Origin of the sequence: Pisciglobus halotolerans, from assembly GCF_900113675.1 — a bacterium.
Classification (GTDB): Bacteria; Bacillota; Bacilli; order Lactobacillales; family Carnobacteriaceae; genus Pisciglobus; species Pisciglobus halotolerans.
In genome coordinates, this window is sequence record NZ_FOQE01000041.1 from 1 (window position 1) to 14,696 (window position 14,696).

Genomic DNA, 14,696 nt, shown 5'->3' on the forward strand with positions numbered 1-14,696 from the left:
CAACTCTGTTCTTGAATACAACTCTACCGCATCTAATTTAAATTGAACAGTATAATCCCTGTTCGTTGTCCGTCTCTGTAACCCTTCTTCACCAAACTCTTGATAAACTTTCACCCAATCACGTACTTGGCCGTAGCTTTTAATGCCATGTTTTTCAGCTAGAGAGGCATATCCGCCAAAACCTTTGATGTACTCCTTCACGACCATTCTTTTAAATTCAAAGCTATATTTAGCCATAAAAAATGACCTCCAAATGTTAGATTTTTGGTCTAACATTTGGGGGTCAGTATATTCCGCTATTTTTTTGAAAACACTGTTTGCTATAATCATTTATTATTGTTCAGTGGTTGAAATGAGGTACTCCCGAGATTTCTACGTTTCCCAACGTTTGAATCAAAACAGTAGAAGGCTCCCACGAAAATTGTTCATCGCCTACACCGAAAGATTGTTCAGCGTTTACTTTTTCATCTTCCAAAGTAAACACAAACAACGGCACGCGATAACCCTTAATAACTGCATTTGACAAATCATATAAGTTTAAAGCAGTCGCTTCGACTTTCAAAATGCGTTTTAGTTCTTCTATAATACAAGCTAAGCCAGTTTTATCATTGCAAATCGTTGTCCAAGGCAACGAATATTGACTTTGATTATCTTCTACTAAAAAAAGGTATTTGCCGTCTTTTCCTTTTGCTAGTACTGTTCCAGCTACCCATTGTTCTTCAGTCATTTTAAATCCTCCCAAAGAAATCTGTATGTGCGATATCTATTCATCACTGCTTTATCGGCCTTTGCTCTTATATGAACGATCAAATTGAACCGGTGCGCTTTCTTTCATCTTCTTTTGCCTGTTCGATCCATTTTGGCATGGCTTCATGGATAGATTGAAAACCGATTTTTCCTTGCTTATGATGATGGCGTCGTTTATTAGGATGGTATTGCTGCACTTGAGGTTCTTGCATTGTTCTTAAAGATAAGCTGATTTTTTTAGTGTATTCATCGATATCAAGAATCATAACATCAATGGATTCTCCAACGGTCAATATCTCATTTAAGTCTTTTACATAACCATGTGTACATTCAGAAATATGGATCAATCCCTGCGTCTGTTCATCTAATGCGACAAAAGCTCCATAAGGTTGTATGCCGGTAATTTTTCCGGATACGATCATTCCAATCTTATATTTCATCCACGACACCTCTTTTCATCTTCATTCTTCTCACTACATGTTAAGTCCATTATAGCACCCTTTTTAGAAAAAATGTACTCGTTTGAAAATGAGGGCGGTTTCATTTTCATTTTTTGTTTTTATTCTTCATTTTATGATAGCAAACACTTAGCCTTTTAATGTTGATAAATAAGGTTTTTGCCTTTTAGAATGCTTTGATTTCATGAAACATTTCGTTATACTGAAGAAAAGCAATTTAATCTTTCTTTCATTTAGTAAATCATTCGATATATAAGGGAGAGAATCAATTTGAGTAAGTATTTCGATGAAAACATTAACCGTCATGGAACTCATTCTGTAAAATGGGATATGAATGAAGCCATTTTTGGTAAAGCCGATGTTTTGCCGATGTGGGTCGCTGATATGGATTTTGCCAGTCCGCAACCTGTAATAGAAGCTCTTCATCAGTTAGTCGATTCCCGTATTCTTGGCTATAGTTTTGCGCCCGATTCTTTATATGATACGATCATCAATTGGCAAACTGAGCGGCACCATTTGCTGTTAAAAAAAGAGGATATTCTCTTTTCGCCAGGTGTTGTTCCCAGCATTGCGGCTTGTATCCAAGCTTTGACCCAAAAAGGAGAAGCTGTCATGATCCAAGACCCTGTCTATCATCCTTTTGCAGATATGGTCGATATGAATGAACGGCAATTGATTCTTTCTGCACTAAAGATCGAAGATGATCAATATAAGATGGACTTTGTAGATATCGAAAAGCAGATCATCGATCAACAGGTCAAACTGTTTATTCTATGCAATCCGCATAACCCTGGTGGTCGTGTATGGTCAGCAGATGAACTGACAACATTGCTGAATATTTGCCAAAAACATCATGTTAAAGTGATCAGTGACGAGATTCATAATGACCTTGTTTATCAACCAAACCAATTTCATTCTGCAGTAACTTTAAAAGAAAGCTATGCCTCTTTTGTGATTACATTGGCGGCACCGACAAAAACATTTAATCTTGCAGGCATCAAAAATTCAATGTTGTTTATTCTTGATACCGACTTACGCGAAAAAATCAAGCTGCAGCAAGCAAAAGCTGAAATGAGCAACATCAATACATTCGGTTATGCAGCCACAGAAGCTGCTTTTTCAAAAGGGAGCATGTGGTTGGATGAATTGATGCTTTATTTGACGGATAACTTAGATATCATCTGTACTTTCTTCGACAAAGAGCTCCCTGACGTATTTTATATGCGTCCGCAGGCAACTTATTTGCTTTGGTTCGATTGTTCTTCATTAGGCTTAGAAGACGATGCGTTGATGGAGGCTTTCGTAACAGAAGGCAAAATTGGTTTAAATGCCGGAATTTCTTATGGTCAGCAGGGTGCTCAGTTTATGCGATTCAACTTTGCTGCTCCCCGTGAAACAGTTTTAGAAGGTTTGAAGAGAATCAAACACGTCTTTGATTTGCATCAAGGCCACCCGCTTTCCTAAAATAATCATTGATAAACTTAAAATGGATCCCTATTCCTAAACAGAATAGAGATCCATTATTTTTTATGCATTTAGCTTAATTGTTGAGCAGCTAGCAGCAAGCAGCCGGTAATACCAGCATTATCGCCTAATCCAGGTGTCACGATGTATTCTTCTAATGGTGGCAAAGCAACATAGCCATTGATTTGGCGGACAAGTTCTTCACGAACTAACGGGTACAGCTGTTGCTGTTTCATCACACCGCCACCTAAAATAATGCGTTCTGGTGACAAGATCAACGTGTAATTCATCAAAGCTTGTGCAAGATAAAAAGCTTCCATTTCCCAAACTTCTTTTTTATCAGCTAACAAATGCCCTTTTTGACCAAAGCGTTGTTCGATCGCGGGACCAGCCGCAATGCCTTCCAAACAGTTACCATGATAAGGACAGAACCCTTCAAATGTTTCATCAGGGTGTTGTTCAACAGTGATATGACCCATTTCAGGATGGCCATAGCCTTCCAGCAGTTTGCCGTTAATGACAGCTCCTCCGCCGACGCCAGTACCCACTGTTAAGTAAACACAACTGTCTACATCCTGAGCAGCGCCTTTCATTAATTCACCTAAAGCAGCTGCATTCACATCTGTTGTCCAGCCAACTGGGATTTGATAACGATCTTTGACTGCGCCTAGGAAATTATAAAACTTCCAAGGTGTTTTTGGTGTAGATGTGATATAACCGTATGTATCAGATTGACGATTTACGTCGATTGGACCAAATGAACCGATCCCAATCGCTTTCAATTCAAATGCATCAAAAAAGTCGAATACTTCTTTCATCGTTTCTTCTGGCGTTGTTGTTGGAAGGCTGATGCGCTCTAATACACTTCCATCTTCATTTCCGACAGCGCAAACAAATTTTGTGCCGCCAGCTTCAATTGCTCCAAACATTTTTCTTACCATCCTTTCAAATAAACAAAGATTGCGCTTTCATTTACAGTTAAAAGCTGAGGCAGCGGGGGTCTGCTGCTTCTTGCTTTCATATTTCAAATAGTAGATTGGTCAGCTTTTTATTGATCGTTGATCGCGATTTCTTCAATGACCACATCATGAACAGGTTTGTCTTGGAAACCACGTTGAACATTTTGGATATCATAAACTGTATCCATCCCCTCCACTACTTGTCCAAATACTGTATGGCGTTGGTCTAACCAAGGAGTGCCGCCTTTTTCTTTATACGCTGCAATGATTTCTGCTGGATAAGCAGCTGCTTCCATTTGATCAAGCATATTTTCTGGCGTACTTTGGGCAGAAACAATAAAGAATTGACTGCCGTTTGTATTAGGACCAGCATTAGCCATGGACAAGGCGCCATTGAGGTTAAAAGCTTTTACAGAAAATTCATCTTCAAAAGGTTCTCCCCAAATGCTCTCGCCGCCCATGCCGCTGCCAGTTGGATCGCCGCCTTGGATCATAAAGTCAGGGATCACTCTATGGAAAATAATACCATTGTAATAACCTTTTTTAGCCAAACTCATAAAGTTTTCGACAGCTTTTGGTGCAATCTCAGGGAACAATTTAACAGTAATGTCTCCCCTATTTGTCCGTAATACAGCTTTTACTTCGTTTTCTGCTGTTTCAAGGTTTAATTGTGGAAATTCACTCACTTTTTTGTTGCCTCCTTATCTTCTTCAAATAACGTTGAAAGATGTTCCATCTTCTCCTTCTTAAGCATACCGAATTCTGTCTGCTATTGCTACATTTTTTAGCTTATTCATTGAACTTTTTCTTCCTTTTTTCATTTTATTGAACAAATTTAATGTTTCTAGGATAAAATTGCCATTTTTGGCTTTCATTCTTTAAAATATTTCCCTTTTATCCCTGCCTATGTCACCGTTAAGTCGGCTGTTTTATTTATTTTTGTTTCAAGGTTCGGCTTATTTCATGTTATGATAAAAGAAATGACATTCAGTTTTTTATAAAGGAAGGATCGAACGATCATGCTCGCAAATTATCCCCTAATGGCCGCTTTAACGGCGATTATTTTTGCTCAAGCGATTAAAGTCCCTATCGCTTATTTATTAAAGAGACAAACATCACTGATCTTAGTGACTTCAACCGGCGGCATGCCTAGTTCGCATTCTGCATGTGTCTCTGCTTTGATCACAGCTTTGGCATTAGAATATGGAGCCTCTTCTCCATTAGTAGCAATCGCCAGTACTTTCGGAATCATTGTCATGTTTGATTCGATGGGTGTTCGAAGACAAAGTGGAGAACAAGGTATTTTGCTGAATCAGCTGGTGGTCGAGTTCAATCAACTCCAATCTAAAGTATTGCGTTTGACACATGAAGCTGAAGTAACAGAAGAACAACAAGAAAAACATTTGAAGGAATATTTAGGACATAAGCCGATCGAAGTCTTTTTTGGGATCCTGACAGGGATCTTGGTGGCTTTTGTTGTGCGTAACATCTTTTATTGATCATGAGTTTTAGCTCTGTCGTAAAATTTTATCATGTCTTATGAAAAACGAAAATCATCTTGAGTAACAGAAATTTGTGGAGGTTTTAAATTGGAACCGGTAAAAGAAATTTATGATATCACGATCATCGGCAGCGGTCCGGTTGGTTTATTTGCAGCTTTTTACGGTGGCATGCGGAATGCAAAGATCAAGATCATCGACAGTCTGCCGCAGATCGGGGGGCAAGTTTCAATGCTTTACCCTGAAAAAGCAATCTTTGATATCCCTGCTTACCCTACGATCAGCGGAACAGAACTCATCAACAATCTATCTGAGCAAATTTCTCGCTTTGATCAAACGATTTGTTTAGACGAAGAGGTACAAAATGTTTACAAAGAAGATGATGGAACATTTGTACTGAAAACAAGTAAAGATATGCATTATTCAAAAGCGGTCATCATCGCTGCAGGAAATGGTGCTTTTCAACCGCGAAAGTTAGATATCGAAGGTGCTGAACAATATGAAAGGAAGACCCTTCATTATTATGTGAATAATATCGAACAGTTCAAAGAAAGAACTGTTGTCGTTTGTGGAGGCGGCGATTCAGCTGTAGACTGGGCATTGACTCTTGAACCAATCGCTAAAAAAGTTTATCTGGTTCACCGTCGCAATAAATTCAGAGCCCATGAACACAGTTTATCCTTGTTAGAAAAGTCTAGTGTTGAAACGGTCACACCTTTTATTCCTTACACTCTCAACGGTGAAAATCATCAGTTGCACTCTGTTGTGTTGAAAGAAGTCAGAAGTGACCAGCTAAAAGAAGTTCAAGTCGATGACTTTTTAGTAAATTACGGCTTTACTTCTTCAATTGGACCAATGAAAGATTGGGGATTCGATGTAATCCGTAACGAGATTCCTGTAAATACAAGGATGGAAACTTCCACCCCTGGAATCTACGCTATCGGCGACATCTGTACGTATGACGGAAAAATCAAGTTGATTGCAACTGGTTTTGGCGAAGCACCAACAGCTATCAACAATGCCATGAGTTACATCAATCCTGATGAACGTGTCCAACCGATGCACAGCACTAGTCTCTTTTGATTTTCACTGCATCCTTTTAAACGAGCAAAGACAACTTGTCTTCGCTCGTTTTTTGTTTCTCTTTCCCCTTCTACTAAATTTCATACATATTATTTCTATATTCGTTCTCATCTTCATTATTCTATTTCTGCTGTCATTATTTCACAGTTATTTCTTCAATCACTGAACCCTATGCCAAATCATTGTCGTTCATTCAGCTCTTTCGGTATAATAAAAGAAACATAAGATATTGAGGAGGAAGCAGATTGGTAAAAAAACAAGTTGAACTTCATGATAAAGCCATTACTTTATTACATGAACGAGGTGTAACAGAAGAAGATATCGCTGAGTTGGTTCTCTTCTTGCAAAAAAAATATATCGTGAACTTGACGATCGAAGAATGTGTGGAAAACGTCAAAGCGGTCTTAAAAAAAAGGGAAGTCCAAAATGCCGTTTTAACCGGAATCCAGTTAGATATCATGGCTGAAAAAGGCGCATTAATCGAACCACTGCAAGACATCGTAAAAGAAGACGAAGGACTATATGGGATTGATGAAATCCTAGCCCTATCCATTGTGAATGTTTACGGCTCGATCGGTTTTACCAACTACGGCTATATCGATAAAGTAAAACCAGGCATCCTCGCCAAACTAAATAGCCACGAAGGTGAAGAAGTCCACACCTTCCTAGACGACATCGTCGGTGCCATCGCTGCATCCGCAGCCAGCCGACTCGCACACGACAACCCATCCAAAGCCGAAATCACAAAATAAAGGATGCGGAGCGAGGCTGATAGAGACGACGGGAAAATGAAAAAGTGCGACACAGAGCATCCCGCGCATGTGAGCATCTTTTGAATTTTACTCGAGTCTCTGCCTCGCGCAGCTCAACTAAAGGATGTGAAGCGACCCCGAAAGAGAACGAGCACTAACGAAGGAACAACGCAAGCAACCCAGCGAAGCGGTTGTGCGGATGTTACAAGTTAGGCGGAGATCTCTGGGGAGCGCAACTCAACTAAAGGATGCGGAGAAAGCCTGAAAGAGTCACCGCAAAAACAGGAAGTTGTTGAAGAGAGCAGCAAAGCGCGCATCAAAACAACTTATCTTTTTTGCAAAGACTCTGGCTCGCGCAGCTCAACTAAAGGATGCGGAGAAGGCCTGAAAGAGTCTTTACAGCTCAACTAAAAAAACTACTTTTGAGGACCCTATTGTCCTTAAAAGTAGTTTTTGTTTTGGAGATTTGTGTTTCATTTCTACTAGAAGTAGCAGCAACCCTATTTAGCGATTCTCTTTTTCTCAATCATCTCTAGCGCATCAATATTTAGTCTACTTTCTGAAGGCTGTTTTTTTGCTATAAAAATAAACCGCAATGATCAATACTTCAATCAATACAAACGCAAAAATAAAGCAATGCATAAAGAATGTTTCCGGTAAAGCTAAAATAACTGGATCGACCGCTGGATCAAACAGCCAAGCATCATTATTAAAAAAGAGCTGATGAAACTGTGTAAAGAAACGGTCAAACCCAGCAGACATTAGAAATAAGATGACAATTGGAACTGCAATGCCCCAGCCAAACGGTCGAATCAGTATCCATTCGCACTTCGTTTTCTTCAAAAAACGAACATAAAAAACAGAAATAACGCTTGAAATAGCAAAAATCAAGTAATCAAACAAAAATAATCTTTTTACTTCATAAAAATGAAGAAGACCACTTTTGGAGCTTGGAAAATCAGGTAAATGCAATGCTGTTACCCAGGGTCGGTTTAAATAATGCAATAATACTTGGTAATTTTCCAAAAGTGCTGCTTTTGACAAACCTGTTCTCTCTGATATCGATAAATAATCAATATCCCATGCATATAAAGGCGTAAAATTGATCGTCAGCATAATGGCGAAAGAAATGATCAATAGAAAAATGGCGCTGATTCCGATAAGGTCGAATGTCTTGATCCTCATTCTACAGTCCATTCTTTCAAAGAATCGATTTGATAAGTAGGCTGTACTTCTACCTTTTCAAGATCTTCTCTGCTTGTAAATCCTGTAAACACAAGCAGCGTGTCGATATGGCTGCGAATACCGGCTAAGATATCGGTCTCGTAGTTGTCCCCTACCATAAGAACTTCATCAGCTGAGAGTTTAATACGTTCTAAGGCTTGTTCCATAATCAACGTTTCTGGTTTTCCAACAAAAGTCGGTTCAACACGTGTAGCAGTCGTTAACAAAGCAGCTAATGAACCTGCTCCTGGAACTAACCCGATTTCTGTTGGCAAGTTGGTATCTCGGTTGGTCACTACATATCGAGCACCATTACGAATAGCGAGTGTGGCGGTTTTCAATTCTTCATAGGTCACTTTTTGATCTAGTCCTACAACAACATAATCTGGATTTATCTCGTCTTCTTTAAATCCTGCTACCGAAAGAGCCTCCTTCAGACCTTTTTCTCCAATCGTATACACTTTTTCACCATGATGCAAAGACTTCAAATAAGCAGCCGTTGCCAACGAACTCGTAAAGATCTCTTCTACGTGAGCTTCGATCCCAAAGTTATCTTGCAGGTTTGCCGCTACATCTTCTGGTGTCTTTGTAGAATTATTCGTGACAAAAAGAAAAGGGATTTTCGCCTCTCTTAAACGATGAATAAAATCTGGCGCTTCCGGGATCGGTTCTTTCCCCCTGTACATTGTTCCATCCAAGTCGATTAAATAACCTTTATACTTCAATGCATTAAACTCCTTTTCTTTCTAATCTTGTCTATTTTTTGCTCTATCCATATCTTTCCGTCGAATATTAAAGCGTCGCGTTCCCTTTTGGTCTTTGACTGTTTTCACAATGACCGTTTCTTGTTCTTTCTCAACAGCTTTCTTTTGTGGAACTTCTTTTTGAACAAAATCTAAGCTGCTTTTCTGAGCGGAAGTTTTCGTTTTGTGGGATGGACGTGTACCGCCCTCAGGATGTCCTGAAGTTTTTTTCCGGTTGTCTCTCGTCTTCTCAAAATCTCTATTGTTAGGTCTTTTTTTATTCGTAGGATTTTTGCTCTTTTGTTTTCGATGCTTTTTGGATGAACCAGACGTTTTTTTTCGCAACGGTTCAGTTCTCTCTAATACAAAATAGGGCGCACCAAAATTGCAATATTCGTATAGATAGTCTTCTAATTGACCTATTTTTTTATCTTGCGGCACTTTACGGTTTTGGTTGTGATAAAAACCTTTCAATCGCAGCTTATCGTATCCCCAATCTGCTACGATATAATCGTACTTATCTAGAATTGGGCTATATCTTTCTTCTAAGCGTTCACTGTCAAAAGCATCTCGATAATCTTTTACAATTTCATATTTCAATCCATTGATCGTTAAAGTTGTCTGATCTAATCGCTGTACCATTCTATTTTCAACTGTATCCAGCGCTTGTTCAAGTCCTTTTTCGATATCTTTTTTGATAGGTTCTTTATGCTGTGCCTCACCAGACGATTTTTGCTGCTCTTTTTTATCTTGCTTTCGTTGCTGGTTTCTCGTTTCCTTTTGTGCTTGCTTTCTTGTATCCAACTGTTGTTTCTTTTCATTCTGTTGCTGTTGAACCGTCTTAGAATGCTTTTCATGTTCTTGAGTCGCTTCTTGTGTTTTTTCATTATTTGCCATTTTTTTCACCTGCCATTCATGCTTATTGTTTTTTGATCGGATAGCTTTTCTTTAAATATTGTCCCAATACGTTACGGATAAACAATGGAAACAAGAGCTCATTTTCGCCTCTCAATTCAATCGTAGGAAAGAAAGGCACATACATCAAATGATCAACGGTTGCAAAGGTATATTTGCGTTCCGGCTTAATGGGACTGCCTTGCCAAGTTACTTCTTGCGTCTCAGAGTCGTAGTGAATTCCTGCATAATTGAGTTCTCCGAATAATTTTCCTCGAAAGCCCATCCCTCTTATCGGAAATTTCCGCAAATAGCCGCGGTTTTTTTCCATCTCTTGCACCAAACGTACTAAATCTTCTCCGCTCAGCGTAGTTCTCAAAATGCGCATCGGGTGCGGCAAGGTTTGGTGTAGATCATCTTTCGTCACAATCCCTTTATGAAGTGGCTCCATAAACAAACCAGCATTTAAAATAGCCGCATCTGTTTTGGCATAATCCTTCACTGCTTCCAACCCTGCCTGCACTAGATCAGATGTACCTTGCCAGTGAAGCGGCATTTCTTTAGGCAAGTCTGCCACCTCTTGTTGGTGCAGCAAGTCGTGTCCTAATGCTAAGTAGGCAGCAATGCGTTCCTCTTCATTTTTAGGTGCGGGCAACTCTTCAGTTGGAAAAACTTCTGCTTTCATCGACATGATGCGTTCCCCTTCTACTTCTAAAACCATATGACCAACATACTCTCCATATTTTCCAGCAGCTCCTAAGAGGGTGTTCCGCACCTCTTCCCCTTGCGGCAATAAATGATGGGTGTGCGAACCCATGATCACTTTTATTTTTGGGAATAAATTTGCAATTTGCCTATCATAGTTTAGGCCAAGATGCGATAAAAGTACAATCGAGTCCACTAAAGGATCTAAAATCTCTAACATTTCTGTTATGGTTTCAAGCGGCTCTTTGATTTGCCAGCCGTTTGGAACATAACTGAGCGGATAAGGTGCGGTCAAAGCAAATAGTCCGATTTTATGACCAGCTTTTGTTTTGAGCAAATGGAAAGGTTTTGTATGATTTGGATAAGCGCCTGTTTTAATGTCAAACATATTAGATATCAATACCGGAAAATCAGCTTTTTGGTATAGTGAGTTGAGTTGTTCTTTTGAATTCCCAATGCCTTCATTGTTTCCAATAGTTGCGGCATCATAACCAGCTTCATTTAATAAACTCGTCATGGCCTTGCCATCCGTCGCTTCGATCAACGGATGAACACGGTCACAAGCATCTCCAATATCAAAAGCAAAAAAATTCTCGCTTTTTGCAGTTATACGCTGACGTTCCTCTTGTAAGAAATTCGAGATGCGCGGCCATTTGCTGAGATGGGAATGTAAATCGTTTGTATGATAGAAATGAATGATTTCCATAATGATCCCTTCAATCTTATTCGGTTTCCTTGTCTATTATAACAAGCATTGCTATATTTTTCTTCTTTATTTTATCTCTTCCCTTTGGAAAAGCCGATAGCTCAAAAGCAATCGCTTGCCTGAAAAAAAATTCTTTTTTTCGTCTGATGCTGCTGATGTATCTATACCAGCTACTAAAACGCTTTTATTTCCTTTTCATCTCCCCCGCTACTTTGTTTTTCGCTGCTTATCTGCTTTACAAAACGTTTTTTTTCTTATAAACTGTTTTACTAGTATTAAAATAGACTGAACTTTCTCAGTTTGTTCTCATTTTCACATTTTAAAAGCTTAGGAAGCGTGCACGTTGATCTGCAAGGATTTCACTGCATACTTCCTAATTTATGTTTTTTTAATCGTTCATTTTATTTTAAGGAGGAATTTGACATGATCGAGTTTAAAAATGTCAATAAATACTATGGAGACTACCATGCTTTAAAAAATATCAATCTCAGCTTTAAAAAAGGCGAGGTTGCCGTTGTCATTGGTCCTTCAGGTTCTGGAAAAAGTACGATGTTGCGTTGTATCAATGGGCTAGAAGACATCAATGACGGGACATTAATGGTAAATAATATTGATCTTCATGCTAACGACACCAACCTAAACAGTATTCGCAAAAACGTTGGGATGGTCTTTCAGCATTTCAACTTATATCCACATATGAGTGTCATCGAAAATGTAACGCTCGCTCCGATCAAAGTGCTAAAACAAGACCCCGAAAAAGCTCGTCAAACAGCCGAAAAATTATTGAAAAAGGTTAATATGCTGGATCGAAAAGATCATTACCCTTCTCAACTATCGGGCGGTCAGCAACAACGGGTCGCCATCGCAAGAGGATTGGCGATGAATCCTAGTGTTTTATTATTTGATGAGCCGACAAGTGCACTGGATCCAGAAACGATCGACGATGTGTTGGATGTCATGAAAAAATTGGCACGCGAAGGTATGACGATGATCGTAGTGACCCACGAAATGGGCTTTGCCCGCGAAGTAGGAGACCGGATTATTTTCATGGCAGAGGGCCAAGTCATTGAAGACCGTGACGCAGTAGAATTCTATGAAAATCCGCACGATCCTCGCGCCAAACAATTTTTAGGAAAAATCATTCATCACGCTTAAGGAAGGAGATTCTTTGTGAAAAAATCAAAAAAATACTCATGGATGCTGTTTCTCCTCCTTCCACTCTTACTATTGACGGCTTGTTCTGGAGGAGCAATCGCTGATCAAGATATTGCTGAACGAATTCAAGAAAATCCCACCATTACTTGGGGAGTTAAAGCAGATACGAATTTATTTGGTCTCTACAATATTGAAGAAGGCGAAATACAAGGGTTTGATATTGATATCGCTAAAGCCTTGACTAAGGTGATCACTGGTCAAGAAGGAAATGCCGAATTTGTCGAAGTGACCTCAAAAACGCGTGTCCCTTTATTAAAAAACGGCAACATTGACGCAATCATTGCTACCATGACGATTTCACCAGAACGCTTGAAGCAAGTAAATTTCAGTGATATTTATTTTGCAGCTGGGCAATCTCTTCTTGTTCCAGAAAGCAGCACTCTCAATGGCATTGAAGACCTAACAAAAGACCATACTGTTTTAGCCGTTAAAGGTTCCACTTCTGCCCAAAATATTCGTGCTGCTGCTCCGGATACGAACATTCTAGAATTAGAAAACTATGCCGAGGCCTTTACTGCGCTACAAGCTGGGCAAGGGGATGCGGTTACAACAGATAATGCCATCCTGCTTGGCATCATTGCCGATAATCCTGGCTATCGTCTAGCTGGCCAGCCATTTACAGATGAGCCTTATGGGATTGCCATAGACTACGGACAAGAAAACTTTTTAAATCAAGTCAACGAAGCACTAGATACACTTGTTCAAAACGGGACATATGAACAAATTTTCCATAAATGGTTCCCAGATGAAGAAGTACCAGATTTAAAAGCTTAATTACAAGAATCAAACACACGATAATCTATAAAGTGAGGTGCAGTAAATGATAGAATTGCTATCAACCTATGGTGGGATGCTGCTGAGAGGTTTTGTCAACACCTTGATAGCCAGTGTCATTGCCTTATTTTTCAGTATGATCATCGGAACGCTTGTCGGGATTTTACAAGTATCCAAAAACAAATTTGCCAAAGGGTTGGCTAATGCCTATGTACAGCTCTTTTTAAATATTCCTTTGTTGGTCATTGTCTTATTCTTTTATGTTGTCTTTCCAATGTATGTCGCTAATATCAATGGTTACACTGCTGGTATCATCGGATTGACCATCTATACTTCAGCGTTTATCGCCGAAACAGTCCGTGCTGGAATCCAAGGTGTACCAGCTGGGCAAATGGAAGCTGGCCTATCGACTGGCTTTACTTATTGGGAAACGATGCGGTACATTATCTTGCCGCAAGCAATCAAGATCGTGATTCCTCCACTTGGCAACCAATTCATCAACTTAGTTAAAAATTCTTCCGTGTTTGCAATGGTAGCTGGTCTAGATCTGATGTATTATGGCGATTTAATTGCCAGTGAGACATTTAATACATTTGGAACGTATACGATGGTCGCCCTTTTCTATCTTGTGATCACCTTGCCTTTAACTCATTTCATGCAGTATGCGGAACGCCGCTTAGCTGCAAAAGATTAGGAGGAGATGCATTTGAACTTAGCAGAAGCTTATTCATGGGTGAATATCCGTTTCTTACTCGATGGACTTCTCATTACTTTAGAAGTAGCCGTTTTGTCGATTATATTTAGTTTTATTATCGGTGCTGTTTTAGGCCTGATCCGCTATATGAACATTCCGTTCCTTTCAAAGTTTATCGGTATTGTCGTTGACGTCGTACGGAACTTGCCTTTGTTGCTGATTATTTTCTTTACCTATTTTGCTTTACCACAAATTGGGATCCGCTTCAGTATTTTCTGGTCAGCTGTCTCTGCCATGACGATTTTTGAATCAGCCATGTTGTCAGAAATCATCCGCGGCGGCTTGAATGCTGTTCCTAATGGACAAATGGAAGCTGGCAGATCAACAGGTTTCACCTATATGCAAACCATATGGTACATCATTATTCCTCAAGCTTTGCGTTCAATGATGCCGCCGATCGTCAGCCAATTTGTTTCATTAGTCAAAGACACTTCATTGGCTACCATTATTACGTTGCCTGAATTGACACACAATGCGCGTATTATTTATGGACAACACACTTCTTATGTGATCCCCATGTTTATCATGATGGGATTCCTGTACTGGGTCGTCTGTTATGCCCTTTCCAAACTTTCAAAAAGGTTGGAAGCCAGCTACCGGTAATACACTAAAAAAACAGGACTTTATACTGACCCCCAAATGTTAGACCAAAAATCTAACATTTGGAGGTCATTTTTTATGGCTAAATATAGCTTTGAATTTAAAAGAATGGTCGTGAA

At 39.5% G+C, this 14,696-nt stretch carries 17 protein-coding genes; 8 read left to right on the forward strand and 9 right to left on the reverse strand.

Annotated elements, in window-relative coordinates:
* From BM057_RS10000 to BM057_RS10010, 3 genes are all read right to left on the reverse strand, one after another.
* A partial coding sequence (locus BM057_RS10000; protein ID WP_177186232.1) for a helix-turn-helix domain-containing protein occupies positions 1 to 237 on the reverse strand: 237 nt, incomplete at its 3' end.
* A 103-nt stretch (positions 238 to 340) separates the two neighbouring features.
* On the reverse strand, positions 341 to 727 hold the full coding sequence (locus BM057_RS10005; protein WP_047392386.1) for a hypothetical protein: 387 nt from the start codon (positions 725 to 727) through the stop codon (positions 341 to 343).
* Positions 728 to 806: 79 nt separating this feature from the next.
* Positions 807 to 1,187 carry a CvfD/Ygs/GSP13 family RNA-binding post-transcriptional regulator gene (locus tag BM057_RS10010; RefSeq protein ID WP_047392389.1) on the reverse strand — a complete coding sequence of 127 codons (381 nt, stop codon included), beginning with the start codon at positions 1,185 to 1,187 and terminating at the stop codon, positions 807 to 809.
* Positions 1,188 to 1,475: 288 nt separating this feature from the next.
* On the opposite strand from BM057_RS10010, the gene BM057_RS10015 reads away from it, so the two are divergent.
* Positions 1,476 to 2,669 carry a MalY/PatB family protein gene (locus BM057_RS10015; protein ID WP_092093447.1) on the forward strand — a complete coding sequence of 398 codons (1,194 nt, stop codon included), beginning with the start codon at positions 1,476 to 1,478 and terminating at the stop codon, positions 2,667 to 2,669.
* A 71-nt stretch (positions 2,670 to 2,740) separates the two neighbouring features.
* On the opposite strand, the gene BM057_RS10020 is transcribed toward BM057_RS10015, so the two are convergent.
* Both BM057_RS10020 and BM057_RS10025 read right to left on the reverse strand, forming a co-directional pair.
* Positions 2,741 to 3,610, reverse strand: coding sequence for an ROK family protein (locus BM057_RS10020; RefSeq protein ID WP_281246074.1), 870 nt, complete (start codon positions 3,608 to 3,610; stop codon positions 2,741 to 2,743).
* Positions 3,611 to 3,717: 107 nt separating this feature from the next.
* Positions 3,718 to 4,314: a peptidylprolyl isomerase gene (locus BM057_RS10025; RefSeq protein ID WP_047392397.1), complete on the reverse strand. Its 597-nt coding sequence runs from the start codon at positions 4,312 to 4,314 to the stop codon at positions 3,718 to 3,720.
* Between the two features lie 333 nt (positions 4,315 to 4,647).
* Between BM057_RS10025 and BM057_RS10030 the strand changes: the two genes are divergently transcribed.
* The 3 genes from BM057_RS10030 to BM057_RS10040 all read left to right on the forward strand — a co-directional run bounded on the left by BM057_RS10030 (position 4,648) and on the right by BM057_RS10040 (position 6,962).
* Entirely contained in the window at positions 4,648 to 5,127 is a 480-nt protein-coding gene (locus tag BM057_RS10030) for a divergent PAP2 family protein (protein WP_092093452.1), read from the forward strand.
* A 90-nt stretch (positions 5,128 to 5,217) separates the two neighbouring features.
* On the forward strand, positions 5,218 to 6,210 hold the full coding sequence (locus tag BM057_RS10035; protein ID WP_047392402.1) for an NAD(P)/FAD-dependent oxidoreductase: 993 nt from the start codon (positions 5,218 to 5,220) through the stop codon (positions 6,208 to 6,210).
* 245 nt (positions 6,211 to 6,455) lie between these two features.
* Entirely contained in the window at positions 6,456 to 6,962 is a 507-nt protein-coding gene (locus BM057_RS10040; protein ID WP_047392404.1) for a phosphatidylglycerophosphatase A family protein, read from the forward strand.
* A gap of 552 nt (positions 6,963 to 7,514) precedes the next feature.
* On the opposite strand, the gene BM057_RS10045 is transcribed toward BM057_RS10040, so the two are convergent.
* Genes BM057_RS10045 through BM057_RS10060 form a run of 4 tightly spaced genes read right to left on the reverse strand, consistent with a single transcriptional unit; the run spans position 7,515 to position 11,234 of the window.
* On the reverse strand, positions 7,515 to 8,147 hold the full coding sequence (locus tag BM057_RS10045) for a TIGR01906 family membrane protein (protein WP_092093455.1): 633 nt from the start codon (positions 8,145 to 8,147) through the stop codon (positions 7,515 to 7,517).
* Positions 8,144 to 8,911: a TIGR01457 family HAD-type hydrolase gene (locus tag BM057_RS10050; RefSeq protein WP_047392409.1), complete on the reverse strand. Its 768-nt coding sequence runs from the start codon at positions 8,909 to 8,911 to the stop codon at positions 8,144 to 8,146. The genes BM057_RS10045 and BM057_RS10050 overlap by 4 nt, the downstream gene beginning before the upstream one ends.
* Positions 8,912 to 8,932: 21 nt before the next feature.
* Positions 8,933 to 9,826 carry a YutD family protein gene (locus BM057_RS12140; RefSeq protein WP_425439030.1) on the reverse strand — a complete coding sequence of 298 codons (894 nt, stop codon included), beginning with the start codon at positions 9,824 to 9,826 and terminating at the stop codon, positions 8,933 to 8,935.
* A 22-nt stretch (positions 9,827 to 9,848) separates the two neighbouring features.
* A complete protein-coding gene (locus tag BM057_RS10060; protein ID WP_092093458.1) occupies positions 9,849 to 11,234 on the reverse strand; it encodes a bifunctional metallophosphatase/5'-nucleotidase in 1,386 nt (461 codons plus the stop codon).
* Between the two features lie 423 nt (positions 11,235 to 11,657).
* Between BM057_RS10060 and BM057_RS10065 the strand changes: the two genes are divergently transcribed.
* The 4 genes from BM057_RS10065 to BM057_RS10080 are packed head-to-tail and all read left to right on the forward strand — an operon-like array spanning position 11,658 to position 14,580.
* Positions 11,658 to 12,389 carry an amino acid ABC transporter ATP-binding protein gene (locus BM057_RS10065; RefSeq protein WP_092093460.1) on the forward strand — a complete coding sequence of 244 codons (732 nt, stop codon included), beginning with the start codon at positions 11,658 to 11,660 and terminating at the stop codon, positions 12,387 to 12,389.
* 42 nt (positions 12,390 to 12,431) lie between these two features.
* The gene (locus BM057_RS10070; protein ID WP_047392462.1) at positions 12,432 to 13,223 is read left to right on the forward strand and encodes a transporter substrate-binding domain-containing protein; all 792 of its coding nucleotides are present in this window, start codon (positions 12,432 to 12,434) and stop codon (positions 13,221 to 13,223) included.
* Positions 13,224 to 13,269: 46 nt separating this feature from the next.
* A complete protein-coding gene (locus BM057_RS10075) occupies positions 13,270 to 13,917 on the forward strand; it encodes an amino acid ABC transporter permease (RefSeq protein ID WP_047392417.1) in 648 nt (215 codons plus the stop codon).
* A 12-nt stretch (positions 13,918 to 13,929) separates the two neighbouring features.
* A complete protein-coding gene (locus BM057_RS10080; protein ID WP_047392420.1) occupies positions 13,930 to 14,580 on the forward strand; it encodes an amino acid ABC transporter permease in 651 nt (216 codons plus the stop codon).
* Positions 14,581 to 14,696: the final 116 nt, after the last annotated feature.